This window comes from Alkaliflexus imshenetskii DSM 15055 (assembly GCF_000517065.1).
In the GTDB taxonomy this organism is placed as follows: Bacteria; Bacteroidota; Bacteroidia; order Bacteroidales; family Marinilabiliaceae; genus Alkaliflexus; species Alkaliflexus imshenetskii.
This window is the reverse complement of record NZ_KI912105.1, coordinates 4065316-4092132: the sequence shown is the minus strand read 5'-3', so window position 1 is coordinate 4092132 and position 26817 is coordinate 4065316. Positions and strand designations below refer to the sequence as shown.

At 42.0% G+C, this 26817-nt stretch carries 26 protein-coding genes and 2 tRNA genes; 22 read left to right on the top strand and 6 right to left on the bottom strand.

The features are described from left to right. Positions 1-6 precede the first annotated feature (6 nt). Positions 7-1419, bottom strand: a complete 1413-nt coding sequence (gene mnmE, locus ALKIM_RS0116955; protein WP_026475692.1) for a tRNA uridine-5-carboxymethylaminomethyl(34) synthesis GTPase MnmE — start codon at positions 1417-1419, stop codon at positions 7-9. Between the two features lie 259 nt (positions 1420-1678). Here mnmE and sucD point away from each other — a divergent pair, with 259 nt between their 5' ends. The 16 genes from sucD to ALKIM_RS0116870 all read left to right on the top strand — a co-directional run bounded on the left by sucD (position 1679) and on the right by ALKIM_RS0116870 (position 19106). Further along, complete coding sequence (gene sucD / locus ALKIM_RS0116945; protein WP_026475690.1) at positions 1679-2551, top strand: succinate--CoA ligase subunit alpha; 873 nt, start codon at positions 1679-1681, stop codon at positions 2549-2551. Between the two features lie 17 nt (positions 2552-2568). Further along, the gene (locus ALKIM_RS0116940) at positions 2569-3309 is read left to right on the top strand and encodes an NAD-dependent deacylase (protein WP_026475689.1); all 741 of its coding nucleotides are present in this window, start codon (positions 2569-2571) and stop codon (positions 3307-3309) included. A 266-nt stretch (positions 3310-3575) separates the two neighbouring features. Further along, positions 3576-4646 carry a mechanosensitive ion channel family protein gene (locus ALKIM_RS0116935; protein ID WP_157363958.1) on the top strand — a complete coding sequence of 357 codons (1071 nt, stop codon included), beginning with the start codon at positions 3576-3578 and terminating at the stop codon, positions 4644-4646. Between the two features lie 284 nt (positions 4647-4930). Continuing rightward, a complete protein-coding gene (gene fabG, locus ALKIM_RS0116930) occupies positions 4931-5677 on the top strand; it encodes a 3-oxoacyl-[acyl-carrier-protein] reductase (RefSeq protein ID WP_026475687.1) in 747 nt (248 codons plus the stop codon). Positions 5678-5900: 223 nt separating this feature from the next. Then, positions 5901-7064, top strand: coding sequence for an iron-containing alcohol dehydrogenase (locus tag ALKIM_RS0116925; protein WP_026475686.1), 1164 nt, complete (start codon positions 5901-5903; stop codon positions 7062-7064). Between the two features lie 74 nt (positions 7065-7138). Beyond that, positions 7139-8182 carry a DUF6340 family protein gene (locus ALKIM_RS0116920; RefSeq protein WP_026475685.1) on the top strand — a complete coding sequence of 348 codons (1044 nt, stop codon included), beginning with the start codon at positions 7139-7141 and terminating at the stop codon, positions 8180-8182. Then, positions 8139-9593 (top strand): D-alanyl-D-alanine carboxypeptidase/D-alanyl-D-alanine endopeptidase, encoded by a 1455-nt coding sequence (dacB, locus tag ALKIM_RS0116915; protein ID WP_052345622.1) that lies wholly within the window; start codon positions 8139-8141, stop codon positions 9591-9593. Before ALKIM_RS0116920 ends, dacB begins: the two co-directional genes overlap by 44 nt. A 7-nt stretch (positions 9594-9600) precedes the next feature. After that, a complete protein-coding gene (locus ALKIM_RS0116910; protein WP_026475683.1) occupies positions 9601-10374 on the top strand; it encodes an amidohydrolase in 774 nt (257 codons plus the stop codon). A gap of 452 nt (positions 10375-10826) precedes the next feature. After that, positions 10827-11111 (top strand): hypothetical protein, encoded by a 285-nt coding sequence (locus ALKIM_RS0116905; protein WP_026475682.1) that lies wholly within the window; start codon positions 10827-10829, stop codon positions 11109-11111. A gap of 135 nt (positions 11112-11246) precedes the next feature. Then, on the top strand, positions 11247-11915 hold the full coding sequence (locus ALKIM_RS0116900; RefSeq protein ID WP_052345621.1) for an energy transducer TonB: 669 nt from the start codon (positions 11247-11249) through the stop codon (positions 11913-11915). A gap of 691 nt (positions 11916-12606) precedes the next feature. Beyond that, positions 12607-13614, top strand: a complete 1008-nt coding sequence (gene pta, locus ALKIM_RS0116895) for a phosphate acetyltransferase (RefSeq protein ID WP_026475680.1) — start codon at positions 12607-12609, stop codon at positions 13612-13614. Positions 13615-13669: 55 nt separating this feature from the next. Further along, a complete protein-coding gene (locus ALKIM_RS0116890) occupies positions 13670-14629 on the top strand; it encodes a 3-hydroxyacyl-CoA dehydrogenase family protein (protein ID WP_026475679.1) in 960 nt (319 codons plus the stop codon). 115 nt (positions 14630-14744) lie between these two features. Beyond that, positions 14745-15962, top strand: a complete 1218-nt coding sequence (locus ALKIM_RS0116885) for an acetate/propionate family kinase (protein ID WP_026475678.1) — start codon at positions 14745-14747, stop codon at positions 15960-15962. A 182-nt stretch (positions 15963-16144) separates the two neighbouring features. Further along, positions 16145-17041, top strand: coding sequence for a bifunctional enoyl-CoA hydratase/phosphate acetyltransferase (locus tag ALKIM_RS0116880; protein WP_044118043.1), 897 nt, complete (start codon positions 16145-16147; stop codon positions 17039-17041). Between the two features lie 29 nt (positions 17042-17070). After that, positions 17071-18141 carry a butyrate kinase gene (buk, locus tag ALKIM_RS0116875; RefSeq protein ID WP_044118042.1) on the top strand — a complete coding sequence of 357 codons (1071 nt, stop codon included), beginning with the start codon at positions 17071-17073 and terminating at the stop codon, positions 18139-18141. Positions 18142-18308: 167 nt separating this feature from the next. Continuing rightward, a complete protein-coding gene (locus ALKIM_RS0116870) occupies positions 18309-19106 on the top strand; it encodes a hypothetical protein (protein ID WP_157363956.1) in 798 nt (265 codons plus the stop codon). 62 nt (positions 19107-19168) lie between these two features. On the opposite strand, the gene ALKIM_RS0116865 is transcribed toward ALKIM_RS0116870, so the two are convergent. From ALKIM_RS0116865 to ALKIM_RS0116850, 4 genes are all read right to left on the bottom strand, one after another. After that, positions 19169-19241: transfer RNA gene (locus tag ALKIM_RS0116865), tRNA-Gly, on the bottom strand. Between the two features lie 17 nt (positions 19242-19258). Next, positions 19259-19341, bottom strand: a tRNA-Tyr gene (locus ALKIM_RS0116860). Between the two features lie 25 nt (positions 19342-19366). Continuing rightward, complete coding sequence (ribH, locus tag ALKIM_RS0116855) at positions 19367-19861, bottom strand: 6,7-dimethyl-8-ribityllumazine synthase (protein WP_026475674.1); 495 nt, start codon at positions 19859-19861, stop codon at positions 19367-19369. 88 nt (positions 19862-19949) lie between these two features. Continuing rightward, the gene (locus ALKIM_RS0116850; RefSeq protein ID WP_026475673.1) at positions 19950-20627 is read right to left on the bottom strand and encodes a tetratricopeptide repeat protein; all 678 of its coding nucleotides are present in this window, start codon (positions 20625-20627) and stop codon (positions 19950-19952) included. Positions 20628-20920: 293 nt separating this feature from the next. On the opposite strand from ALKIM_RS0116850, the gene recF reads away from it, so the two are divergent. After that, positions 20921-22045, top strand: coding sequence for a DNA replication/repair protein RecF (gene recF, locus ALKIM_RS0116845; RefSeq protein ID WP_044118405.1), 1125 nt, complete (start codon positions 20921-20923; stop codon positions 22043-22045). A 157-nt stretch (positions 22046-22202) separates the two neighbouring features. Next, entirely contained in the window at positions 22203-22508 is a 306-nt protein-coding gene (locus ALKIM_RS0116840; RefSeq protein ID WP_026475671.1) for a DUF721 domain-containing protein, read from the top strand. 287 nt (positions 22509-22795) lie between these two features. On the opposite strand, the gene ndk is transcribed toward ALKIM_RS0116840, so the two are convergent. Continuing rightward, positions 22796-23224 carry a nucleoside-diphosphate kinase gene (gene ndk / locus ALKIM_RS0116835; protein WP_026475670.1) on the bottom strand — a complete coding sequence of 143 codons (429 nt, stop codon included), beginning with the start codon at positions 23222-23224 and terminating at the stop codon, positions 22796-22798. Positions 23225-23562: 338 nt separating this feature from the next. Between ndk and ALKIM_RS0116830 the strand changes: the two genes are divergently transcribed. The 4 genes from ALKIM_RS0116830 to ALKIM_RS0116815 all read left to right on the top strand — a co-directional run bounded on the left by ALKIM_RS0116830 (position 23563) and on the right by ALKIM_RS0116815 (position 26235). Then, complete coding sequence (locus ALKIM_RS0116830; protein ID WP_044118041.1) at positions 23563-24576, top strand: DHH family phosphoesterase; 1014 nt, start codon at positions 23563-23565, stop codon at positions 24574-24576. 178 nt (positions 24577-24754) lie between these two features. Next, on the top strand, positions 24755-25156 hold the full coding sequence (locus ALKIM_RS0116825; protein ID WP_235714444.1) for an FKBP-type peptidyl-prolyl cis-trans isomerase: 402 nt from the start codon (positions 24755-24757) through the stop codon (positions 25154-25156). A gap of 15 nt (positions 25157-25171) precedes the next feature. Next, positions 25172-25672 carry an FKBP-type peptidyl-prolyl cis-trans isomerase gene (locus tag ALKIM_RS18980; RefSeq protein WP_052345620.1) on the top strand — a complete coding sequence of 167 codons (501 nt, stop codon included), beginning with the start codon at positions 25172-25174 and terminating at the stop codon, positions 25670-25672. A gap of 20 nt (positions 25673-25692) precedes the next feature. Beyond that, a complete protein-coding gene (locus tag ALKIM_RS0116815; protein WP_026475667.1) occupies positions 25693-26235 on the top strand; it encodes an FKBP-type peptidyl-prolyl cis-trans isomerase in 543 nt (180 codons plus the stop codon). Positions 26236-26817 lie beyond the last annotated feature (582 nt).

The window sequence follows — 26817 nt, the reverse complement described above, 5'->3', positions numbered from 1 at the left end:
TAGGGGTTATTTTCCGATACAAAAATGCTTAAAAATATTTCCTAAAATCTCATCCGTAGATATCTGACCAGTGATGCTACCAAGGTAATGTAGCACTTCTCTGATGTCTTGTGCCAGGAAGTCGCCTGAGATGCCGTTGTGGAGTCCCTCTTTCACGCGCAGGATGCTTTCCAGAGCATTGGATAAGGCTTCGTGATGACGGGCGTTGGTAACGATCACTTCGTCGTTGTCAACAGCTTGCAGATTAATGGTGCGAAGCAGTTCATCGGTAAGTTTGTCTAGGTTTACTTTATATTTTGCTGATAAGGGAACCACACTGTTTTGGCCTGTTATTTCGGTGAATTGGGTCTGCGAGAATCGCTTTTGGATAGATGCCTCATCGCTAAGGTCTGTTTTGTTGACCACCACAATAAGTTGCTGTCGTTCCAGTTCCATTTTTGTCATTATCTCTGATATGGCGGTATGGATTTTTTCATCCGGATCGGTCACATCAACCATTAACAGAATAATGGCGGCTTGCTTTATTTTGCTGTATGTGAGTTCTATGCCAAGACTTTCGATTTTGTCAGCTGTGGTGCGTATGCCGGCAGTATCAATAAATCTGAATGTGATTCCCTGAATATTGATGGTATCTTCGATGGCATCGCGGGTGGTGCCATGAATATCGGAAACGATGGCCCTTTCCTCGTTTAGTAGCGCATTGAGCAGAGTGCTTTTTCCAGCGTTGGTGTGTCCGGCAATGGCCACCGGTATGCCATTTTTTATGGCATTGCCAAGCGCAAAAGAGTTTACCAGTCGCGAAAGGTGTTGCTCTATTTCATTCACCAGGCCAATAAGCTCGTCACGGTTGGCAAATTCTACGTCCTCTTCGCTGAAATCAAGTTCCAGCTCTATCATGGATATGAACCAGAGCAAACGTTCACGGAGGTGTATCAGTTCCGATGAAAAACCGCCACGCATTTGCTGTAGCGCCACGCGTCTAGCCGCTTCACTTCGCGAAGCAATAAGGTCTGCCACTGCTTCTGCCTGACTTAAATCCATCTTGCCATTTAAAAAAGCCCGTTGAGTAAACTCTCCCGGTAGTGCTAGTCTCGCACCATTTTTTGTGAGCAGTTGAAGTATTTGCTGTTGAATATAGGGTGCGCCATGGCATGCTATTTCAATGATGTCATCGCCTGTGAAGGAGTGCGGTGAGCGAAACAGTGACACCAACACTTCGTCTATGTCTTTATCTCCGTCTGATATTTTCCCGAAATGTATGGTGTTGGCTTTTTGTTCCGATATTTTTTTGCCCGCTTTAGCTGGTGTGAAAACTTTTTTGCAAACTAACAGGGCATTGGGTCCGGCAATGCGAATCACAGCAATTGCGCCCATGCCTTGGGCGGTGGATATGGCACAAATTGTATCGTCGGTTATCATGTTTTTCGAAGAATTAAAGTGCAAAAATACAAATTATAAGCCGGCTTTGAAACCCATTTCAACTGCGCGAGTAGTTGTTGCACCCGGCTACATATATGATGTGGTTGAACATTTGTTTTTGGCACCTGTTTACTATTTTATAGAATATTTCACTAATTTAAGAGGATGTTTTATCTGTGTCGATTCCGATGAGTAATTATCGGTCGCAATGAATTCGTTTAAATCAGTCAAATCAAGTTAAACTGTTTATAGTTAAATTATGAGCGTACTTATCAATCAGCAATCCAAAGTAATCGTTCAGGGACTTACCGGTGGTGAGGGGACATTTCATGCCGGACAGATGCTCGAATATGGAACAAAAGTGGTAGGGGGTGTAGTGCCTGGAAAAGGTGGATCCACCCATCTCAATCTACCTGTTTTTAATACCGTGGCTGAGGCCATCGGTCAAACGGGTGCCGATACTTCTGTGGTTTTTGTTCCGCCGGCATTTGCCGCCGATGCCATCATGGAAGCTGCTGATGCAGGAATTAAAGTTATTGTGGCTATCACCGAAGGTATTCCCGTGGCCGACATGGTTCGTGTAAAATCTTTTATCGATACAAAAAGCACCATACTTGTAGGGCCAAATTGTCCCGGCGTGATTTCACCCGGTAAAGCAAAAATTGGCATTATGCCAGGTTTTATTCATCAGGAAGGATCTATTGGGGTCGTTAGTCGTTCCGGTACACTCACATACGAAGCTGTGGATCAGCTTACAAAACTGGGCTTAGGACAGAGCACTTGCATAGGCATTGGTGGAGATCCGATTATTGGTACTACCACGCTTAATGCCGTTAAGATGTTGATGAACGACCCCGATACCGAAGGTATTGTAATGATTGGCGAAATTGGTGGAAGTATGGAAACCGAAGCCGCTTTATGGATAAAAGAGCATGGAACTAAGCCGGTGGTTGGGTTTATTGCCGGACAAACGGCGCCTCCCGGCAGACGAATGGGGCACGCGGGCGCCATTGTTGGTGGAAAAGACGATACTGCCGAAGCTAAAATGAAGGTGATGCGTGCGTGCGGCATTAATGTGGTGGATAGCCCTGCAAACATAGGAGTGACAATGAAGCAGGCTTTAGGTAAATAAATTGATATTCATGTTTGATGAGTAGTACAGAGATACAGAACGCTGCGGAGATTATCAGGTTGTCAAAACACTGCATGGCTTTTACCGGTGCTGGCGTTTCGGTTGAAAGTGGCATTCCGCCCTTTCGTGGCGAAAACAGCATTTGGAGCCGATATGATCCCTCATTACTCGAGTTGAGATATTTTAAAAGTCATCCTGAAACGTGTTGGCCGGTTATCAAAGAGATATTTTACGATTTTTTTGGGAAGGCAAAACCCAATGCCGCTCACTATGCGCTTGCCAAGCTTGAGCAGGATGGTATCATTAGGGCGCTTGTAACACAAAATATCGACAACCTGCATCAGGAGGCCGGTTCTCGCGAAGTATATGAGTTTCATGGTAACTCTCAGCGTCTTGTATGTTTGCAGTGCGATTTTCATGAAATGGCGGCCGAGGCCGATTTATCCGTTCTGCCACTCTATTGTCCCAAATGTGGAGGATTGATGAAGCCTGATTTTATCTTTTTCGGTGAACAGATTCCCGAAAAGGCTTATCAGTTAAGTATGGGTGCTGCCCGCAAATCAGATGTATGCATTGTGGTTGGCAGTACAGGTGAAGTGATGCCTGCCGCTTTAATACCGGCCGAGGCCAAACGTTCAGGTGCTGTTATTATCGAAATCAATCCGGAAGAATCGCTTTTTACACGTGATATCACCGACATCCACCTGAGAGGCAAAGCGAGTGAGATTTTTGGCTTGCTCAATCAATATCTCAAATAGTAAGAGGGGGCTCAGTAACTGTTAAAATATAAACTGTAAGAGATGCTATAGCCACGACGAGTTTTTGATTTTAGACAGATAGAGTAGTTAAGTATGAGTATTAGTTCTGTCTTACTTTCTGTTTTATCTTGTCCATCAGTCTAAATGTCTAACATCTAATAATCTTCAAAGTATATTTAATGTTAATTTAAACAGGCTCTCACTATTTAGCAATCGACAGTTGCCTTTTTTGACGGAGGAGGTCATTGTTAACTTCAAAAGTATAGATGATGATACAGTTTTTTAAGGATAATGATTTTGCTGTTGCCATACTTATTTCATCGCTGATTTTTATCGCAGGAATGATTGCGGCCATTTGGCTGTTCAGGCTTATTAAGCGCATTTTTCGCAAACAAAAAAATCCCGCTTTTTATAAGGTCGCATCCATCATACAGTATCCGTTTAAAGCGGTAATTGTGCTCGTTGCAGTTAACATCATCAGAACATACGTTGAGAGTCATGCTGTTGAGGGATTGGATTTGCAGCAGCTATTTTACGTGTTGTTTTTGTTGGCGACTGCATGGATGGGCATAGCCATTGTGAAGGCGGTAAAAATGATTGTAATCTCCAATTTCGATGTGGAGGCTTCAGACAACCTCAAGGCCCGCAAAATACATACGCAAATTAAAGTTTTGGAGCGCATTGGTATCTTCGTCATTCTGTTTGTGTCGCTGGCTATGATTTTGTTGAGTTTTGAGTCAATCAGGCAAATTGGTGTGAGTCTGCTCGCTTCGGCAGGTATTGCAGGTATTATCATTGGTTTTGCAGCTCAAAAAAGCATATCGATGTTGTTGGCAGGTTTTCAGCTGGCCATGACGCAGCCCATCCGGCTGGATGATGTGGTGATTGTGGAAGGCGAATGGGGCAGGATAGAGGAAATAACTCTTACTTACGTGGTAGTTGCCATTTGGGATAAGCGACGGTTAATTGTTCCGGTAAATTACTTTATTGATAATCCATTTCAGAACTGGACGCGACAAACATCAGAGATTTTGGGCACCGTTTTTATCTATGTGGATTATGGTTTCCCGGTTGATAAGATGCGTGAGTTTATGACCCAAGCGCTTAAGAACAATCCTTACTGGGATGGAAAAGTGAACGTTCTTCAAGTAACCGATGCTACCGAAAAGTCCATGCAACTGCGTGCTTTGGCCAGCGCAAAGGATTCACCTTCTGCGTGGGATCTCAGGGTTAAATTGCGTGAGGACATGCTCGAATTCATGCGGGTTAATTATCCGGAGTATCTTCCGCGCAACCGTGTTAATATTGAGAATTCATCCACTAAAATGGAGAGTTAACCATAATATTTTGTATCAATCTCGTTTTTAGAGTGCTCATAGCCCGCCCTCAACCATGTTCAATTACCTTTTACTTGACATTTATCTGTTTTTTTTTACCTTTGCCCGCGTGAATAACTGATCAACGTTCTTTTGTACAACCGAATAAATCGAACTTATGGTCGAATTCGGTGATCGTTATTTGCAATTTTGTGATGGAAGAATAAATGTGACATTTAAAGGATGTTTTTCAAATCAATCAAATGTCTATTTTTCTTTCCTTATATAATCAAAATTTAAAACTCATGAGATTACTAGAAGGAAAAACCGCTATTGTAACCGGCGCAGCCCGTGGTATCGGAAAAGCTATTGCTTTGCGCTTTGCTGCCGAAGGATGTAACATTGCCTTTACCGATCTTGCCATTAATGAGGCGGCTCTTGCTACTCAAAAGGAGCTTGAAGCTCTTGGCGTTAAGGCCAAAGGGTATGCTTCAAATGCTGCCAATTTTGATGAAACGCAAAAGGTAGTAGAAGAGATTGCCAAAGATTTTGGCCGTATCGACATTCTTGTGAACAATGCCGGTATTACCAAAGATACTTTGTTGATGCGTATGACCGAGGAGCAGTGGGATGCTGTTATCAACGTGAACCTCAAATCATGTTTTAACTTCACCAAAGCTGTTCAGGGCACCATGCTCAAGCAGCGCTCAGGCTCTATCATCAATATGAGTTCTGTTGTTGGTGTTAGTGGCAACGCTGGTCAGTCAAACTATTCTGCTTCTAAGGCTGGCATGATTGGCTTTACCAAATCCATCGCCAAAGAACTCGGATCGCGCGGAATTCGAAGCAACGCTATCGCTCCCGGTTTCATCATCACCGAAATGACAGGTGTATTGCCTGAGGATGTGAAAAAATCATGGGAAGCGCAAATTCCAATGCGTCGCGGCGGAACACCCGAAGATGTGGCCAACACCTGTGTATTCCTTGGTTCAGATCTCTCTTCCTATGTTACCGGACAGGTTATTCCTGTATGTGGTGGTATGAATATGTAAGCCAAACCATAAACGTTTTAAAAATCCCCAGCCGAAACGGTTTGGGGATTTTTTTTTGCGCTAATTTTGCGTCTCAACCGTTTTCTATTACACTCTCGAAATTTTTATCCCTCATGTTTTCGATTAAACATATCCTCCACGCAATGGTTTTTACAATATTCCCGCGTCGATAGGTTTCAAAAATCTTTTGTACATTTAAGTCGAATTCTAATACATATGTAATATGCGCAATTTTAATTTTGATACGGCTACCCGAATACTCTTTGGAAAGGGCAAGGTGAATGAGATGACACCAGAGATATTGGCTTCTGGTTCGAGGATCTTATTGGCTTACGGAGGTGGTTCAATCAAGAAAATTGGATTGTATGATAAAGTAGTTGAACTTTTAAATGCCAACGACATATTTTTCGTGGAGCTTAGCGGCATACAACCTAATCCACGCATCTCATCGGTTCGTGAAGGAGTTGAGCTATGCCGAAAGCACAAGCTTGATTTTATCCTGGCTGTTGGAGGAGGGAGTGTGCTCGATTGCTGCAAAGCCATTGCTGCCGGAGTGCCCTATCAGGGCGACCCATGGGATTTTATGATGATGAAAGCTACTGTGCAGGAACCGCTGCCTATTGGAACCATTCTTACATTGGCAGCTACCGGTTCGGAGATGAATGGCAATGCCGTTATTTCAAATGAAGAGACACTTGAAAAGCGCGCCATGGGTTCTCAATTGTTGCGGCCTGTTTTTTCTGTTTTGGATCCTACTTACACTTTTACTGTCGATAAATGGAATACAGCTGCCGGGGTTACTGATATTATGAGCCATATTTTTGAGCTCTATTTTACACCAGAGAAAGGGACCCATGTGCAGGACATGCTTGCAGAAGGACTGCTCAAAACTTGCATACACTACGGGCCTATATTGCTTGAACAACCCAACAACTATGAAGCCCGTGCCAATATTATGTGGGCCAGCACGCTGGCACTTAATGGACTGCTGGCTGCGGGAAAAATTCCTGGTGACTGGGCCACACATGGCATCGAACACGAGTTAAGTGCTATTTATGATATTACACATGGTGCCGGCCTCGCAATAGTGCATCCCGCATGGATGGAATACGTTTTAGATGAAAATAATGCCTGGAAATTTGCACAATTGGCTCGAAATGTGTGGGGAGTAAAGGATGAGGTTGACATGTCTGCTGCCCGGAAGGGTATTGCCGCGGTTAAGCAGTTTTTTTCATCGCTGGGCATGCCCGTATCGCTTAAGGAGGCTGATATTGACGATCTACATTTGACAGAAATGGGTAAGAAGGCTTGCCTCTTTGGCTCTATTGGCCTAATGAAAAAGTTAAACCCTGAAGATGTAACGGCCATTCTTACGAGCGCCATTTAGTGAAATTGCGATGTTTCTAAGTAATGTATCGTAAGAGCATTATTTCACGATAATAATTTTTGAATCCAATTTGTATGAGGAGTATTCAGTTTCTAGTGACAATTGGGATTTCGTTTCTTCTGATCTCTTGTGCCTCAATGGCCAAAATGCCGCTCGATGTAATGCGTCCGGCATCATTGTCTATATCACCAAATATTCTTTCGGTAGTGGTAGTGGATTACACTTATCCGTTCAGGGGCGATAGTGTAAACATGATTGTCTTACCGCGTGAAACAGTTGTTGTGGATACAATACAGGTAGATGATTTTGGCTGGCTGGCTGTACAGGCCATGACTGATGTTTTGAACAAACGAGAGTTTTTTGATTCAGTAAAACTACATCATACGCCAATGAATAAGCCTCCGCTTGGAGTCCCTTTTAAAACGCTTCCTGTTCGAACGATAAATGAATTGGCACTGGAAAACAATGCACAGGCTGTTATTGCGCTCGAGAATGTGAGATATAAGTCTAAAATCAACGCACAAGACATGGGGAGTTATTATTACATTACCCTTGATGCCTCCGGCGAAATGCTTTGGAAACTATATGATTTAAATGGTGATGTGATTGATGTCTATTTACAGCGGGATTCCATATTTTGGGACAATGCAATGGGTACCTACGGGTCACAGCCACGTGAAGTGCCTGCCATAAGAGATGCCATCGAAACGCTTGCCTTCTTTATGGGGCGTAATTATCCCGATAGGATATCGCCGCGCTGGGAAACGGCAAGCCGCTATTTCTATATTGGTGGCCACCATCTCTTTGCAAGAGCCAATGATCTGCGCAAAGCAAATAATTGGGGCGAAGCTGCTAAAGTTTGGTACTATGTATATGAGAATGGCAATAAGCTTCAAAAGGCTCGTTCTGCGCACAATTTAGCTCTATCGTTCGAGGTGAGAGGTGATTTTGATGAGGCCATTGCCTGGTCAAACATCAGTAGTAAACTGTTTGAAGAAATGAGTCCTTTGCGGGTTTCTGCTACAGACAAACACATGACGCGTTTGTATAATCTGGAGTTAATTAACAGACTATATGAATTACAGAAGTTACAAGAGCAGTTGGGCGGTGTTAATTAACACCCGCTTTTGGTTCATCTTTCTATCGTCCTTTCAATTATTTGCTGCCAACATAAGTAGCCAGAGTATCGATCGTCTCACTTTTACAGGGGCTTCGGTGTCTGTTCTGGTTACCGATTCATCTACTGGTGAGGTTCTTTTTGAGTCGCGTGCAGATGACCTTTTTGTTCCTGCAAGCATGTTGAAACTCGTATCCACAGCCACTGCATTAGAAATTCTTGGTGCTCAGCATCGCTACAATACCGAAATCCGTTTTACCGGAAGTATAGAGAATGGAATTTTAAATGGAGATTTGCTTGTGTTGGGCGGAATGGATGCTTCCTTGGGTTCCGCCTTCTTTACGCAAACAAAACCTGAATTAGTTGTTGAGCAAATTTCGTCTGCCATCCGTAAGCATGGCATTAAATCCATAACAGGTGATGTGATTGTGTTTGAATCAACGTTATATGAGCCGCGTTATCCTGCCGGTCGTTTGTGGGAGGACATGGCAAATTATTATGGTGCTCCGCCATCAGCTGTTTCGTGGCGCGATAACAGCTTTAATCTTACGCTCTCATCCCCGAAACAGGCTGGTGAACTGTGCGCAATTGTAAAGTGCGAGCCGAAATTGCAGGGAATCGATTTCAAGAGCTTTGTTTATTCAGCCAGTCATGGTAAAGACAGTGCTTATATTTTTGGATACCCGGGACTAAATATGTGGGAAGTAAGGGGATCGATACCGGCTGGTCGTAACGCATTTGTTATCAGAGGGGCTTTGCCAAATCCTGGTGTGCAGTTTGCTGCCGAATTGGTCCGGTCAATTCCTGAGTTGAAATCCTGCGTTGTAAGGTCTGATAGCGATTTTAGTATATCTCAAAGAAGTACGTTACTATTAAATATTGAATCCCCCCCAGTATCAGAAATTGTCAAGGTAGTGAATCAGCGCAGCCAAAACCTTTTAGCCGATAATCTGTTTCTGTCCCTTGTTGCTAACGCTGGTGCACCCCATTCGTTATGGGATTTGGCCTCGTGGCAGATGACTGATTATTGGAAACATAAAGGATTTGATATGCCTGTCCGTTTTCATGATGGAAGTGGTCTGTCGCCTAAGAATTTGGTCTCTGCCAGATTCATCAATTCTCTGCTCATGTACATGTTAAATTCCGAATACGCAGCGCATTTTCAAAACTCTCTTGCCGTGGGTGGAGAATCTGGTACATTGGCCCGTATGTGGCCAAATCAGCGTTGGAAAGGACGTGTTGTTGCCAAGAGTGGTTTTATGGAGGGCGTATTAGGTTATGCTGGATACATTCATACCATTAATGATCGTAAATTGTGCTTTTGTATATCGGTAAATCACTTTACACAGCCGGTAGGGGAGGTGCGCTCCTCTGTGGAACAGTTTGTGGGTGAGCTTATTGAAAAATTTTAGTTGTAGAATGACAGACACGTTAAATATCTCTTTGGTTCAGTTTGACATCAATTGGGAAGGCACCACCTCAAACATTAGAAAGGTGGAACAGATGTTGGATGGGCTCGTGGATCCGGATGTGGTTGTGCTTCCCGAAATGTTTGCCACCGGTTTTTCCATGAAACCAGAAAGTATTTCTGTTTCCATGCAACATGAGGTGGTTGGATGGATGAAGCGTATGGCTGATAAAATGAACTGCCTGATGGTAGGAAGTCTGGCAGTAAAAGAGAATGGACTGTTTTATAATCGAATGTTGGCTATTTATCCCGATGGAGAAATCAAACATTATAACAAGCGACATCTATTTCGCATGGCAGGTGAACAGAAAGTTTATAGCCAGGGTGATAAGCGGGTTGTGATTGAGTTTAAAGGATGGCGTATGGCACTCTTTATCTGTTACGATTTGCGCTTCCCGGTATGGAGCCGAAACAGAAACGATTATGATCTGGCGTTGTATGTCGCAAACTGGCCAGCTGCCAGAACCGATGTGTGGACCACACTGCTTAAAGCTCGCGCCATCGAAAACCAATGTTATGTGGCTGGCGTTAATCGCGTAGGACTAGATAATTTGGGTAACTACAGCGGCGACTCCATGATAATCGATTTTAAAGGGCGGTTAATTAATACTTTAGGGGATGGCGATGAAGGTGTAATCACAGCTCAATTGGAAAAAACGCAATTGAATGCTTTTCATAACGACTTCCCTGCCTGGATGGATGCCGACTCATTTGAAATTGTTTAAGCTCTTTGCAATTGCATTATTTATTGTGGTTTGTTGCTTATTTTTCGTCAGAGTAGGTATTTGCTTAATGTATTGGTAATCTGATGTTTTTTGTCATATTCCTTGCTATACTTTCGCATCACGCAACTAACATTTTGATGCTTATCTTGAAAATCCTCCTTTTTCTGCTTTAAATTGCTTATCATAAATTGTTTATAATAGAATTTCTATCTCATCGCGATTGTTTAATAACCTGTTACTCCTCATTTAAAATGATTTTAATAATACATTTTTATTATGTAAATTAAATTTAAATCCTCTTTTTCTGATTGTTTATCCTTCAAAGGATTGCGAACATCAAAAAAATGTTCTAATTTTAATGGATATAGGTGATATTCGATATTAAGTTTATAAATTTAATGATTGTGAATTGATAAATTTTTATTGGAGCGTTTCACAAATAACGAGAGATTATGAAAAATTACAGAGTAAAAGTGCGGGATGAAAAAGTAGAGTTCTTCGAGGAGTTATTGAGATATCTTGATTTTTGTGATTATGAGAAAGTCGAAGGCTTTGCCGAGCCACGCATATATCCAAGTTTTGAGATTCGTTCCCAGGAGAAAACTCAAAAGGGAAACTCTCGGAATAGTGGAAAAAATAAAGAGCAGTTATTTTCCGACCCGGAGAAAAACCTTGATAGCCTTCGGGAAGTAATGTCGCGCATCGATGCCATGCGCGATAAGAACAGGAAAGGTTAATCGTTACTGCAATGATTATAATATAGGCCACTGGCAGCGTATCAGGCTACCAGGAGGCCTTTTTCTTTTTGTAATAGTTGCTATTGGTATAATTATTGTTATTGTATAGGGTGTTCCCAACTAAATACTTTAGCCATGATACCAAATTCTATCTTCCAATTCAAACACCGTTTTTACGGTTTTAACAAATCTTATCTCGTGATGTTGGTGGTGCTCTGTTTTTTTATCGCGCCACAAGCTAGTGCGCAGATAGTGTCTGACTCCATCTATTCAGTGGTCGACAGGCCCCCGGCATTCAGAGGGAAGCCTTCAGACATGCACCGTTTTATCCGTCAAAACATGGTATATCCTGATGACGCCTGGATGAATGGTGTTGAAGGAGTAGTTCAGGTTTCATTTGTGGTTACAAAGGAGGGAATGCTTATGAACGCCAGCATCGAAAATAGTGTTCACCCATTACTGGACATTGAAGCCCTTAGAATAGTTGACCTAATGACAACCTGGCGTCCAGCCATGCGTGGAGGGCAGGCAGTGCATGCACGTGTTTCTGTTCCTGTTGAGTTTAGGTTAACACCTGAGGAGCGTGATTTTGTTTCTACTTTGCAAAAGTTTGATCTGCATAAAAACCCACCACTATATGTCATTGATAATAAAATAGTGCAAAGCCGGGTGCATCTGCCATCATATAACGTGCGTTCAATTAGGGTGTTAAAAGGTGAAAAAGCCCTCGAGAAATATGGCGATGCTGCTAAAAATGGGGCGGTGGTTATTTCAACCAAGCGGGGTACACCTCCTGTAAGATAATCTTTTGTGGATGCGTGAGCAGTCAGATTCAGACATACACTAGAAACTGCATCTTTGCCGTCTGAGTATTTGCTGAATGGAGCTAGATATTCAAAACCGACTTTAGGGTCGGTTTGTGTTTTTTACAATGATCTTACAGAGCACGCTCTTTTCACCACTATCGGACTGATGGATAAGTTTAGCGCGAATAGTTTAATGTTTCAGCTGTCTAAAATTAGTTTCAAATGCCACTTGAACGCCAATAGTTATCTTTTGGGTTGATAAAAGGCTTTCTCATGGTTCTTTTCAGTGTATTTTAATTATCCGTGACTGAAGGTTTCAGATGAAAATGTGATAATCATTTCAAAGAGACACTTACGATTTTAGAGATAATTAAAGATTTTATTCTGCATTGAATTTTAAGGAGTTTCGTTCCATTTTAGCTTTTTTTTATAAGTCGATAGCATTATTTTGTCTATTTTTGTAAAGATTTTTTTAGTCTAAACCATCGCATCATCCAAGTAGTTTTTGAATTTTTAGCAACAGTTACAGTTAAGTTGTTATTAATTGTCATTATTCCGGATTTTTCATATATTAATGTAGTGAACTACCGGAAATAATAAAATGATTATATCTGTACAAACGTTTGCACGGTTTTAACGGAAAACATAAGTAATAAAATAATATAGAACTCTGAAAGCTGCATATTATTATGGAATTTATTGAAAAACTTAAAGCGAAGGCGCTCAACGCCAAACAACGGATTGTGTTACCCGAAGGACTTGAGGAGCGAACACTTAAAGCGGCAGACGCCGTGCTCGAAGAAGGATTTGCCGATATAATTCTGATAGGTAACCCTCAGGAGATTCAAAGTGAGGCCGCCCGTTTGTTTTTAAAAAACCTGCATAAAGCTACCATCATTGATCCGCAAAACCATGAAAAAATGGATCAATACCGGGATCTGTTGTTTGACTTGCGAAAAAGCAAAGGTTTGACGCTTGACCAGGCAGCCCAACTTGTGAAGGATCCGCTGTATCTGGCTGTTCTCATGATAAAAAATGGAGATGCCGATGGAGAAGTCGCTGGTGCCGAAAATGCCACAGGTGACGTGCTTCGTCCAGCCTTTCAGATTGTAAAAACCATACCTGGTATTAGTGTGGTTTCTGGTGCTTTTATAATGGTGCTCAAAGACAAAGAGTTTGGTGAAGATGGCACCCTGATATTTGCCGATTGTGCTGTTCATCCGGATCCGGATGCCAACCAGCTGGCCGATATCGCAGTGGCTTCAGCCATGACAGCGCGTTCCATTGCTGGCATTGAGCCACGTATTGCCATGTTAAGCTTTTCTACTAAAGGAAGTGCCAGTCACGAAATGGTTGATAAAGTGGTGGCTGCTACGGAAAAAGCGCGCCTATTGATGCCTGATCTTAAAATCGATGGCGAACTGCAGGCAGATGCCGCACTGGTTCCTGCAATAGGCTCTAAGAAAGCGCCCGGCAGCGAGATTGCCGGTAAAGCAAATGTGTTGGTATTCCCCGATTTGCAATCGGGTAACATCGCCTATAAGCTGGTGCAGCGACTGGCTCATGCCGAAGCCATTGGTCCGGTGCTGCAAGGTATGGCAGCACCAATCAATGATTTGTCCCGCGGCTGTTCGGTCAGCGATATTGTAAATCTGATTGCCATAACTGCCAATCAGGCTGCTGGTACGCTCGAGTAGTTCCTGAAACCGACTTTTTAAAAAATTACATATTACAAGTTTTAATACAATTATAATGGCAGAAATTGTTGTTGAACCCATTGAAAAGTATGCGCTAAACAAACGTAAGCGTGTAAAAACGCTCTTTTCAAAAATCGGGGTCGTTGGTTGTGGAAAGGAAGGGCAAAGTATTGCCCGTATAGCTTCGTGGCATGGTATCGAAGTGGTATTTGTTGAACTCAGCCTGGAGCGCATAGAATCAGCGCTGATGGGCATCAGCCGTGAACTCGATAACCGCATTGAAAACTGGGGGTTAACATTGAGTGAGAAAAAAGCCATAATGGGCCGGATAAGAGGTACGCTCGACTATAAAGATTTGGCCGATTGTGACTTTGTGATTGAGGCTATTCGTTCCGACGAGAAAACCGGCGAGCGTAGCATTGATGTACGCAAACAGGTGTTCAGAAGCATCGAAGCGGTTGTTGATCGTGACACCATTATTGCTACAAACGCTACGACCATTGTCATTTCTGAGTTGGCTTCCGAATTGGTTTACCGCGATCGCTGCGTAAGCCTGCACTTCTTTGTCACCTCCTCCGAAGCTCGTATTATTGAGGTGGTTAAAGGCCTTTATACTACCGACGAGGTTTACAGCAAAGTATGCACTTTTGTGAAGTTAATCAACCGTGATGTGATACCTGTGGAGGAGTCGGCCGGTCTTATCAGTGTGCGTTTATATGTTGCACTGCTTAACGAGGCCTGTCAAACCCTTATGGAAGGCATCGCCACAATGAAAGACATCGACAAAACAATGGTTATTGGTTTGGGAATGCGCTTTGGACCGTTTCACACTGCTGATATTATTGGGTTAAATAAAGTAGTTAAATGGATGGATAACCTTTTTGAAGAGTTCGGAGATCCCAAGTACAAGCCATCTCCACTTATTAAACGAATGGTAAGGGCTAAACGCCTGGGCGTTCAAACCGGCGAAGGTTTCTATCGATACGACGCAAATGGAAAAAAAATAGCAGAGTAAATCCTGTTTTCTTTCTGAGAAAATATGCTGCTTGGTGTAAACGCACCGAATTAAGCATTCTAAACCAGATTTTCCAGATAGGGATAGGTGCACCAAAAAGTTAAAAAAATAACCAATGAAGATATTAGTTCTGAACTGTGGAAGTTCTTCCATAAAATACCAGCTCTTCCTCATGGATAAGGATGTCTGGCAAGTAATGGCCAAGGGTGGTGTTGAGAAGATTGGCTTAAAGGGCTCTTTTTTAAAGCATGAAAAAAGCAATGGCGAAAAAGTGCTGCTCGAGGGCGAGATCCTTGATCATGAAACCGGAATCGATTATATCCTCGGAATTATGACCAGCGAACGTCATGGCTGTATCACCGATTTGGAGGAGATTGATGCAGTGGGGCACCGTGTGGTACATGGTGGTGAAACGTTCAACTCTAGCGTATTTATTACCGATGAAGTAATCAGCAAAATGGTTGATTGCATTGATTTAGCACCACTTCATAATCCGCCAAACTTAAAGGGTATTAAAGCAATATCATCTCTTCTTCCCAGTGTTCCCCAAGTTGGAGTGTTCGATACGGCTTTTCATCAAACTATGCCCAAACATGCCTATATGTATGCCATTCCATTTTCGCTTTATAAAAAGTATGGGGTGCGTCGTTATGGATTTCATGGCACAAGTCATCGCTATGTTTCAAAGAGAGCCTGCGAAATTCTCAATGTTGATTACAAAACCCAGCGCATTATCTCATGTCATTTGGGTAATGGAGCATCTATTGCGGCCATTAAAAATGGTCAATCAATTGATACATCAATGGGATTTACGCCACTCGAGGGCTTAATGATGGGCACACGTTGCGGCGACCTGGATGTGGGAGCTGTTACTTACATTATGGATAAAGAGATGATAGGTACACAGTCTGCCAGTGTCTTGTTTAATAAGCACAGTGGTATGCTCGGAGTTACTGGTGTTTCGTCGGATATGCGAGAGATTGAGGATGCCATGAAAGTGAACGACCCAATGGCTGAACTGGGCATGCAAATGTACAACTACCGTATCAAAAAGTATATTGGTAGTTATGTGGCAGCTATGGGCGGTGTGGATATTCTTATATTTACCGGCGGTATCGGGGAGAATGGTGAGTTCACGCGTGCCGGTGTTTGTGAGGAATTGGACTACATGGGCATTGAACTCGACACAACAAAAAATGCCGGTGTTAGAGGTAAGGAGATGGACATTAGCAAAGATGGCGCCAAAGTACGAATTATGGTAGTGCCTACCAACGAAGAGCTCGTGATTGCTCAAGATACCAAAGAGATTGTTGAATCATTGGTTCGTAAGTAATATAACAATCTATGATATGTATGGGAGATGATTTTTTTCATCTCCCATTTTTGTCTTTATAGGCCTTTTATCATGTTTTTTTACTTATATTTTCAATAAATTATTAATCTGTTATACATTTGGTAACCTTTTGGAAGTGGTGTAAACCATAAACCATAGAACGAAGTTTAATTCTCTCTCTAATGTTTAATAAATTATCGGATCTTCAAGCGCTTATTGATAGGAGTAAACCGCGAAAAAGGCTGGCTTTAGCAGTGTCACAGGATGCCAATTCGCTGGATGCTGTTCACGATGCCTACCAGGCTGGTATAATTGACCCAGTGCTCATTGGATTGCAGGAAAGTACCATTGCGCTGGCAAAGCAGCATGGGTACAATTTTTATGGGGCTACTTTTATTGATGAACCCAACCCCGAAAAATGTGTCGAGATTGCGGTTCGTATGGTGCACGATGGTCGTGCAGATATCTTGATGAAAGGCAAAGTATCCACGCCGGCATTGCTTAAAGGAGTTTTAAATAAAGATTGGGGACTGCGTACAGGTAGGTTATTGTCACATTTTTCTTTGTTCGAGGTAGATACATATCATAAGCTCATTGGCGTTACCGATGTTGCTATGAATATTGCTCCAAATTTGAAGGAGAAAATTTCCATCGTCACCAATGCGGTGGAATACATGAACAAACTGGGCATTGAAAAACCTAAAGTGGCCATTTTGGGTGCCATCGAAATGGTAAATGAAAATATGCAAGCTACTTTAGATGCCGCCCTACTCAGTAAAATGAATCAGCGCGACCAGATTAAAAACTGCATTATTGATGGTCCGCTTGCATTTGACAATGCCATCAGTTACGAAAGTGCCCAGCTAAAAGGCATCCGTAGCGAAGTGGCAGGAGATACCGATATTCTTTTAATGCCCGACATTGAGGTGGGCAATGTGCTGTACAAGAGCTTGGTATGGTTTGCTCGTGCAAAGGTTGCATCAGTGGTTTTAGGTGCATCTGCCCCCATTGTACTTACTTCGCGCTCCGATTCGGAAGAGAGCAAATTTGATAGCATATTACTGGCTGTTTTGGGATAAGTCATCCGATCAATCATAAATATATTAAAATGTATAAAATTCTGGTAATCAATCCTGGCTCTACATCTACCAAGATTGCTGTCTTTGAAAATGAGAAATCTGTTTTGCTAAAAACGCTTCGGCATCCAATCGAAAAAATGGATGAGTTTGACTCCATCGCTTCACAATATAGCTTTCGCAAACAGGTAATTCTTGAAGAGTTGGAGTCGGCTCAGATTGACATCAACGAAATCAATGCCGTAGTAGGCAGAGGTGGGCTTGTTAAGCCTATTGAATCCGGTGTGTATGAGGTGAATGATGCACTGAAACGCGACCTTACAATTGGCGTAATGGGTCAACATGCCAGTAATCTCGGTGGCTTAATTGCCGATGACATAGCAAGTGTGATAGCCGGCGCAAGAGCATTTATTGCCGATCCGGTGGTGGTGGATGAGCTTGATGATGTGGCACGTATTACCGGGCATCCACTTATGCCCCGCCAATCGAAGTTTCACGCTCTGAATCAAAAAGCCGTTGCCCGAAAATATGCTGCAACCATTGAACGTAGATATGAGGATATAAACCTGATAGTTGCTCATCTGGGTGGAGGTATATCTGTTGGTGCGCATTTTATGGGACGTATTGTGGATGTAAACAATGCGCTCGATGGGTTTGGGCCGTTTTCACCTGAGCGTGCCGGAACCGTGCCTGCTGGCAAGCTGGTGGATTTATGTTTCAGCGGAAATTATAGCCATGAAGAGGTAAGGGCGATGATTACCGGCAAAGGTGGACTTGTGGCTCATCTTGGAACCAATCAAGCCCATGTGGCTGCTCAATGGGCAAATGAAGGCAATGCACATGCCAAACTGATTCTTCACGCAATGGCTTATCAGGTTGCAAAAGCTATTGGTGGCGCCCACGTGGTCTTAAAAGGGAAGGTAGATGGAATCATTTTAACCGGTGGCATGGCTCACAACAAATTGGTAGTTGGCATGATTCGTGATTACATTGATTATCTGGGTAAAGTAACCATATATCCGGGCGAAGATGAGATGGAGGCACTTGCCATGAATGGACTGAACGTTTTACGCGGAGAGGTTGAGTGTAAGGTGTATGAGTAGATAATTCTGTTTTCATTCATGATATTTATTAAGCAGGCCTGTCAAGTCGTTGACAGGCCTGCTTTCTTGTTCTCAGCACATTATTATCATTTAATGGGCGCAACCATTTGCAATTAGAACGTCTTACATAAACAAATAATCCTCTATTAATCCAATTTTATTTAATTATGAAGACTATAGTTCTGCTTTCAATGTGTTTGTTGATGCTGAGTGCATGTAATAAAGACAACGACAAATCTCCTGCTAATTCAGAGACCTCCGATGTGGTGCTTAAAGTTGGGTTTGATATGTTTAACAGTGCCATGGTACAACGCATGAACTCAATTGGCGATCCGTTTGATTTGTTGGCTGTACATTATGATAACGATATTGTAAAAATAACAGTTGGTTACCCCGGAGGATGCAGAAAACACGCATTTGAGCTAATTTGGGGTGAGCAAATTATTGCCGGAAATCCCCCTTCAGTACGCATGATATTGATTCATAATGCAAATGGCGACAATTGCGAGGCTTATATTACCGAGGAGTTGGTCTTTAACGTCTCCGAACTTATTGGGTCACATGCTGTGGAGAACCTTTCAGTAGGTGTGTACAACGGATTTTATTCCGAAGAGGAAATGGTTTATGAATCGCCGGAGTATGATTTTGACTTTGAAGAAGGTGATGAGTGTGTGGTATATGTTACAGCAAGTAAGGTGATTTGTGGTGCTGGCTTGTATAACAATTTGTGGTTTGCCTTGGATCAGACTATGCCAGTTGAATACAATGACTTTTCATTTTTGCATTATCTTCAGCCCGTAGCACTCGATGCCTCTTTGGCTGGGTTTGTTCCAAAGGAGGGGAAACGCTATAAGGTAGGTGTCCGAAAAGAGACAAATCACAATTTTGAAGAAGTCCTGATTTGTTTGGCATACTCTGGTCCGTCGGTGCCAGTTCGCGTAATGTGCGTTCAGGAATTCGAGTAGTGTTTTCTTAACCCCTATAAATGCAGTAAGCCTTTCAGATTTTTCTGAAAGGCTTACTTTTGAGCGGGAAACGGGACTCAAACCCGCGACCCTTAGCTTGGAAGGCTAATGCTCTATCAACTGAGCTATTCCCGCAATTGTTATGTTAAACGTGGGGGGAGGAGGATTCGAACCTCCGAAGTCGTAAGACAACAGATTTACAGTCTGCCCCAGTTGGCCGCTTTGGTATCCCCCCTCACATTGACGATGCAAAAATACAATTATTTTTTTAATCTGCAATTTAATTCAACCATTTTTATTGCTGTAATTGCAGCCTCATCGCCTTTGTTTCCGTGCTTTCCACCAGCTCTGTCTTCGGCTTGTTCCTGGTTTAGAGTTGTTAATACGCCATAGATGAATGGTATCTTGTATTTTACATTTAAATGGGCAATTCCCTGTGTTACGCCTTGGCACACGTAGTCGAAATGGGGTGTGTCCCCTTGAATCACGCAACCCAGACAAATCACTGCATCTACGTCTGTATTCTTGGCCAGCATACGTGCACCTGCAGTCAATTCAAAACTGCCCGGAACGCCAATGGTTACAATGTTCTCTTCTTTGGCTCCATGCTTAATCAGTGTTTCCAGAGCTCCTTTATACAATGCGTCGGTTATGGCGCTGTTCCATTCTGATACCACAATGCCAAATTTCATTTTATTGGCTGCTGGTACGCTGTTTGCATCATACGATGACAGGTTCTTTAAACTTGTTGCCATTTTGATGTTTTATAAGAATAAAAGAGATTGCCACGGTAACGGCAATCTCCTGAATATTGTTGAAAAAATCAATAACTTTTTATACGCTCTATTTCATTGAGGCACGAATGATGTACTTCTCAATTTGGCGTGCTTCTGCACTGTTTTTATACTTGTCGCGAATGGTTATGTATGCTTCAAGAGCCTTGGTATTGTCGCCCTGTGCTTCAAGAACAACACCTTTCTTTAGCAGATAAAAGGGTGCAGTAATTTCATTGTCAACAGCTGCAGCTTTTGCATACCATTTGAGTGCCTCAGCGTTATTCCCACTTTCCAGATAAGCATCGCCAATAGCACCGTTTGCAACTACAGCAAGTTCCGTGTTTTTGGTTCTAAACCGCTTCAGGTATTGAATGGCTTCGTCATATTCGCCAAGATGCAAATAGCTGATGCCTACGTAATATCTGGATAATTTACCCACTGAAGTTCTGCCATAATTATCAATTATTTCAAGAAAACCGGGATTGATTCCATCACCGTCCAGAGCTGTCTGGAAGTCATCGTTGTTAAAATAGTTTTGGGCAAAGAAAACCTGACGCTGTGCTTCAGTTAATTGCGGCTCCATATAAAGTTTTTTGAAGGCCCAGTAACCACCAACAAGGATGATAAGTGCCAGAACTATTATGGTAATGTTTTTCTGATTGTCTTCGATAAACCTTTCGGTTCTGCCAAGGGCATGCTCAACATTTTCGAGATTATTTTCTGCTGTTTTTTCTTTCTTAGACATACTTCAATGGTTTTTTATTGATGCGCAAATTTAATAATTTAGGGTTAATATAAAACAAATGGCGGCAAAAATCCCTGTTATCCTATCGAATAATCCATTTTCAATACAATTTTACTGGTTATGTCATCTCAGATACCTTGACGAACTAGTATTTGACCATCATTTTTAACCAGAATTATATCAGCAAATAGCTGCTCAAATGGCATATCATGTTTATCTATGCGTTTAAATTTGAACAGCTACTCAGCTCTTCGGGCAAATTGCTATTTTTGCATAAACGAATCTGGCATCAAATGCATTTGAATCATCTGAATTTATTAAACTTTAAGAATATCCGTCAGGCCGAACTGTCGTTTATCGAGGGAATTAACTGCTTCGTAGGCGACAATGGTGCAGGAAAAACCAACTTGTTGGATGCCATTTATTATCTGTCATTCTGCAAAAGTTACTTTAATTCTATTGATAGTCAGCTTATTTGTCATGAGGAGGAGTTTTTTGTAGTACAGGGACGTTATGAACGTGACAGCCAGCCAGAGGACATTTATGCCGGTTTAAAACGTAGTCAGAAAAAGCAGTTTAAACGCAATAAAAAAGAGTATCCACGCCTCTCGGAGCACATTGGGCTTTTGCCGTTGGTTATGATTTCGCCGGGCGATGAGCGTCTGATAGTTGATGGGAGCGACCAGCGTCGCAAATTTGTGGATGGGGTAATTTCTCAAATTGATAAAAATTATTTGGAGCAGCTGCTTCGCTACAATAGAATATTGAACCAGCGAAACACGCTGCTAAAGTCGGCCAGAGGAAAATCTGGAGTAATAGAGTCGCAGATTGATATCTGGAATAGCCAGTTGGCATTGACCGGTCAAGCTATTTTTGATCGTCGGCGTATGTTTGTGGAGCAGTTAGAGCCTGTTTTTCAGAAGTATCATAACTACATATCAGGGGGCAACGAAGTCGTAAAAATCAATTACCACTCGCATCATCAAAAAGGGGATATTGAATTGATGCTTCAGCATAATCTGGCCAAAGACATTGTGCTGGGATACACAACAAGGGGAGTGCACCGCGATGATCTGGAGTTGTTGTTAAATAGTTATGCTGTTAAAAAGGATGGATCGCAGGGCCAGAAAAAGACTTTCTTTATTGCGTTGAAGTTGGCACAATTTGAGTTCCTGAATTCGCATTTTGGTTATCCCCCAGTTTTACTTTTAGATGATTTGTTTGACAAGCTTGATGAAAACAGGGGTAATCGGCTGGTCGAATTGGTTGGAAGTGATCTTTTTAGGCAGATTTTTATAACCGACACTCAAAAACAGCGGTTGTTGGATATAGTTAAGCATACAGGTAAAAATTACGCTTTTTTTGATGTGAAGGAGGGTGAAGTGGTTAAGGATGCTCAAAATGTGATGAATGATTGATTGTTCTATTTTTTGATGTTGGACTTATGGTGGCTATCTTTGCATGACGCACTGCTTCTTAATGAAGCCTTGATTTATTGCGAGTCAAAAAACAAATACGCCTTCTCATCCTAATATTAAAATCATTTTCACCGCCAGGTTTAATTAGAACAGACAGATGAAGAAATACAACGAGAGAAGCCAATCTACACGCCGGCTGAGCGACATACTGGCCGAAATTACCGGAGATCCTGCACTAAACAGGGGAATAGGTGAATCCCGTGCCCTAAAAGCGTGGGAGGAAGTAGTTGGTACATCTGTGGCCCGTATAACAACTAAAGTCTACCTTAGTCACGGCGTCTATTACGTCAATCTGAATTCAAGCATAATACGAAGCGAACTGATGATGCACAAGGATAAAATCATTGAGGATTTAAACCGGGCAGCAGGGAGCAAAATTGTTCGCGATTTGGTGTTGAGATAAAAATGCCGCTAACCAGAGATTTTTCCTGTCAGCGGCATTTTGATATATGGGGTATGAGTTAGATACTGTTTAAATCTAATCTATATTCTGTGATATAGACGCGAAGCGTGTTAAATTCTAGACAGATAGAGTGGTTGAGGAAGATGATTGTAATTATCTCATTTTCTGTTTTATCTTGTCTGTCAGTCAAACTATCTTATTCCGCATTGCGGGAATTCGCTTTGCTCAGCATCTAATAGTCTAATAATCGGAATGCAGATTAATATAGATTTAAACAGCCTCTTATTTTAATATGAGAACTCTTCCATCGAACTAAAGAAGAATCTGCACTCCCGTGAAGCACTTTCATCGCTGTCGGAACCATGAATGGCATTACGCGTCATGTCTTTGGCAAACATCCGGCGTATGGTTCCTTCGGCTGCTTTACTTGGATCTGTGGAGCCAATAAGTGTTCTGAAATCCAAAACGGCATTGTCTTTTTCTAAAATGGCAGCTACTACCGGGCCTGACGACATGAACTCGGTTAACTCCTTAAAAAATGGTTTCCCCTGATGCTCGGCATAAAACTTCTCGGCCTTTTCCATGGGCATCTGTGTCATTTTTAGGGCGCGGATATGGAAACCGGCTTTTTCGATGTAAGAAAGGATTTCGCCAACGTGATGCTCTTTCACGGCAAATGGCTTAATCATTGTGAGTGTGATTCTTCCTGTTGACATAAACAAGGGTTTAATGGTTTGATATGATTAAACAAAGGTTGAAAAATAACTCGACGCAAAAGGCTCATAAACTGAGCAACTACTGTCCGCTTTCTGGAAATAGAACTGGTCACTTCCCAAGTATCTCTCCAAACGCCTTATCCCCTCAAAATCTTTCAGAATGGTGCTTGCTCGCAACACACGTATCCATATATGCTGATGATTAAACTTTAAGTTGCGCCATCAAAAAATATAAATACGCAACATTTTTAAACAGCATCTCAATATAGCTAATTTTTTTATTGAACAATGCAAAGGTGTTAATTTTAGTTATCTTTGTACGATAGATAGATTCCGATATGACATTATTCAGCAACGAAATATTTACATTTAGTCAAAAGCTTACCCATCACAATCACATCGTAATTGTTCCGCATAAAGACCCTGACGGCGATGCCATCGGCTCCGCATTGGCTTGGTGCAATGTGTTGTTAGCCAAAGGTTTTGCTGTTGATGTGATATCGCCAAACGAAGTGCCAGGCAGTTTAAGGTGGATGAATCAAAGCGAAACGATTATTGATTTCACGAAAAGTGGTGAGGTTGCCAAAGCGAAAATTGCCAAAGCTGAGATACTTCTTTTTTTGGATTTTAATTCCCTGCCCCGCACCGGGAAGATGGTTGATGCACTTACCAATAGTCAGGCATTCAGGGTGATGATAGACCATCATCCATTTCCCGACGAGAATGTGGTCAACGTGCTTATTTCAGATACCGCAGTTTCATCTACATGTGAACTTACCTACAAGGTAATGGTTGCCATGGGTCTGGTGCCTGATAAGCATGCATCAGAATGTCTTTATGCCGGCATTATGACCGATACAGGGATGCTCAACCACAACTCATCAAATCCGGAGTTATACCATATAATTGCTCATTTGCTCGAAGCTGGAATTGACAAGGAAATGGTGCATCGGGAGGTGTTTCACAGCAATTCTCTTAGCAGGATGCGTCTTCTTGGGCACGCTTTATGTAATGAGTTGGATGTTCTGACATCCGGGAAAGTATCACTTATTGCTTTGTCAGCCGAAGAGTTGGCAAAATTTAGTTATAAACCCGGCGATACCGAGGGATTGGTGAATTACCCCTTGTCTATTGATGGCATTGAAGTGTCTGCTCTAATCACCGAAAAAGACAAAGGGTTGGTTAAAATATCACTGCGCTCACGAGGTGATATATCTGTGAATAAGTATTCGGAGAAGTATTTTTCAGGTGGTGGACACAGAAATGCGGCCGGAGGTGAGTATAAAGGAGATATTTCCAAAGCTGTGGAAATATTTAAACAAACTGTAGAGTCATATTTTGGCTGGAAGTAGCTGTTTTTTTGAATTGTTTTAATAACCGTATATGCTGGGTATGAATTTTGTTACAAAAAGTTGTTGCCTGATACTTTTCTGTTCGATTTGCAGTTGTACCGGCTCGCAAACCAGACAGAGCAGTAGTTCAGAGCGACGACGAATCTCATCTGACAGGTACATAGAAATGAATCGGCAGATGGTTGACGATGAACAACGTTTTATTGCCAGATATGTTGAAGAAGAGGCGCTCGATTTGGAACGCACTGAGACAGGTTTATGGTATAAGATCGAGGAGCAGGGTGAGGGTGCTCTGGTTACTTCCGGAAAGGTTGTAACCCTCGACTACAAAGTATGGTTGCTCGATGGGACACTTTGCTACAGCTCCGATGAACTTGGGCACAAAGTGTTTTTAGTTGGTCATGGCGGCGTGGAGTCCGGTCTTGAGGAGGGCGTTTTGTTACTACGCAAAGGAAGCAAAGCAACCTTTATCATGCCCCCGCATCTTGCTCATGGACACATTGGCGATGATGATAAAATTCCATACCGGGCCATCATTAAATACGAAGTGAAAGTGATTGATGTGAAGAACAAACAATAATTTAACAAATATAATATGATAAGAGTTTTTGTTGTCGGATTAGTAATCCTCTCTCTGTTTAGTGTTGGTTGTAAAAAGGATAAAGATAAGGAAACGGAATTACCCACCGTGGATATTGATATTCATGATTATGCCCACCAGCATTTCCCTGATGCTACACCTACCGAAAGTGGTATGTATGTTATCATTCAAAAAGAAGGTTCTGGCGAAAGACCCACAAGAGACCAGCTCCTACACGTATATTATATGGGCTCATTGCTGAATGGCGTAATATTTGATTCCACAAAAGTACGCCCCGACGATAGTCAATTGCCGGCCAGCAACCGAATATTCAAATTTAAGTTTGAAACAGGTAGTGTAATTGCTGGATGGCACGAAGGTTTCGGTCATTTAAATATAGGAAGTAAAGCAGTGTTTTTGATACCGCCTGATTTGGGATATGGAAGCGTACAAACCGGAAGAATACCAAAGAATTCGGTATTGAGGTTTGATGTTGAACTTCTTGATATAAAATAGTTTAAACCCATAATTGATATATGATGCTTTCTCTTAAAAATACCATTTCCAGATTGTTGTTTGTATCTGCTGCGGCACTGTTTTTTGTTACTGTGGGGTGTAACGACAATCGAAATTTCATCGACTACCGTGAGCTCGAGCGACTCGAAAAAGAGTTGTTACAAGAGTTTCTGGATATTAATCTGGCTGAGTGGACTGCCCTTGCAACCGATACCATTGATAAGCGTAACGAAAGTGGCTTAATTTATTTTGAGATGCTTAAAGGTACTGGCGATTCAGTGCGTACCGGAAAACAGGTAAGCATCAGATATACTTTTTATGAGATTGGAAGAGATGATGAGGATAAACCTAAGCTTTTCTTTTCGTCATCAAATATTACCAGCATGGCACCGTTAACCTATATTGCCGGAAATACTTCAGCTGTTTTTGCCGGTCTCGATCAAGGCATCCGTTACATGCGTCATTTTGGTAAAAGTCGCCTGATAATTCCATCATCTATAGGTACAGGGCAGTATATCACCCTTGTGGCTGATGTGGAAGTAACCGCAATAGAGCTCGATTAAATAGATAATATAAATTATATGATGAAGGTTGTCTGCTATTTCGGACAACCTTCTTTTTTTTGTAGGACATTATGGGTCCGATGCGTGTGTCTTCTTGTGTGAATTTGTTTGATAGTTAATGTGTTATGCGGGTTTGTGTCTGTTTAATTGTGCCCAATATGTAGTTAATTGATGTTTATTTCAAATTGGCAATAATGTGCCAGCCTGTATCTAAAGTGTAGTGTGTTGTGTACGTCAGGTATTATGATGTGCATTGGGTGCGATGGACTAAAAGGCACCTTTATCCATACTTCACATCTGTATCTATTTTAAGTCAATACATTTGTAGCTTACGTAAACAGTTTTTCGATGATCAATTTTGTGTAGTTTATCAGTTGGTTATGTGTGTATTATTACCTATTGTGAGTATTTGTAAACTGTTTTTATTAATCTGTTGGAATCTAAATTCAAGGCTTAGAAATAATGGGCGTTGTGATGGATTTGTTGATGTTAGTGTGCAGGTGAATCAATTGGTGATTCCAGGTTGTGTTTGGGGAGTTGATTTCTTGTTACATGTGATACAATGTAGCGGTAACATATAAA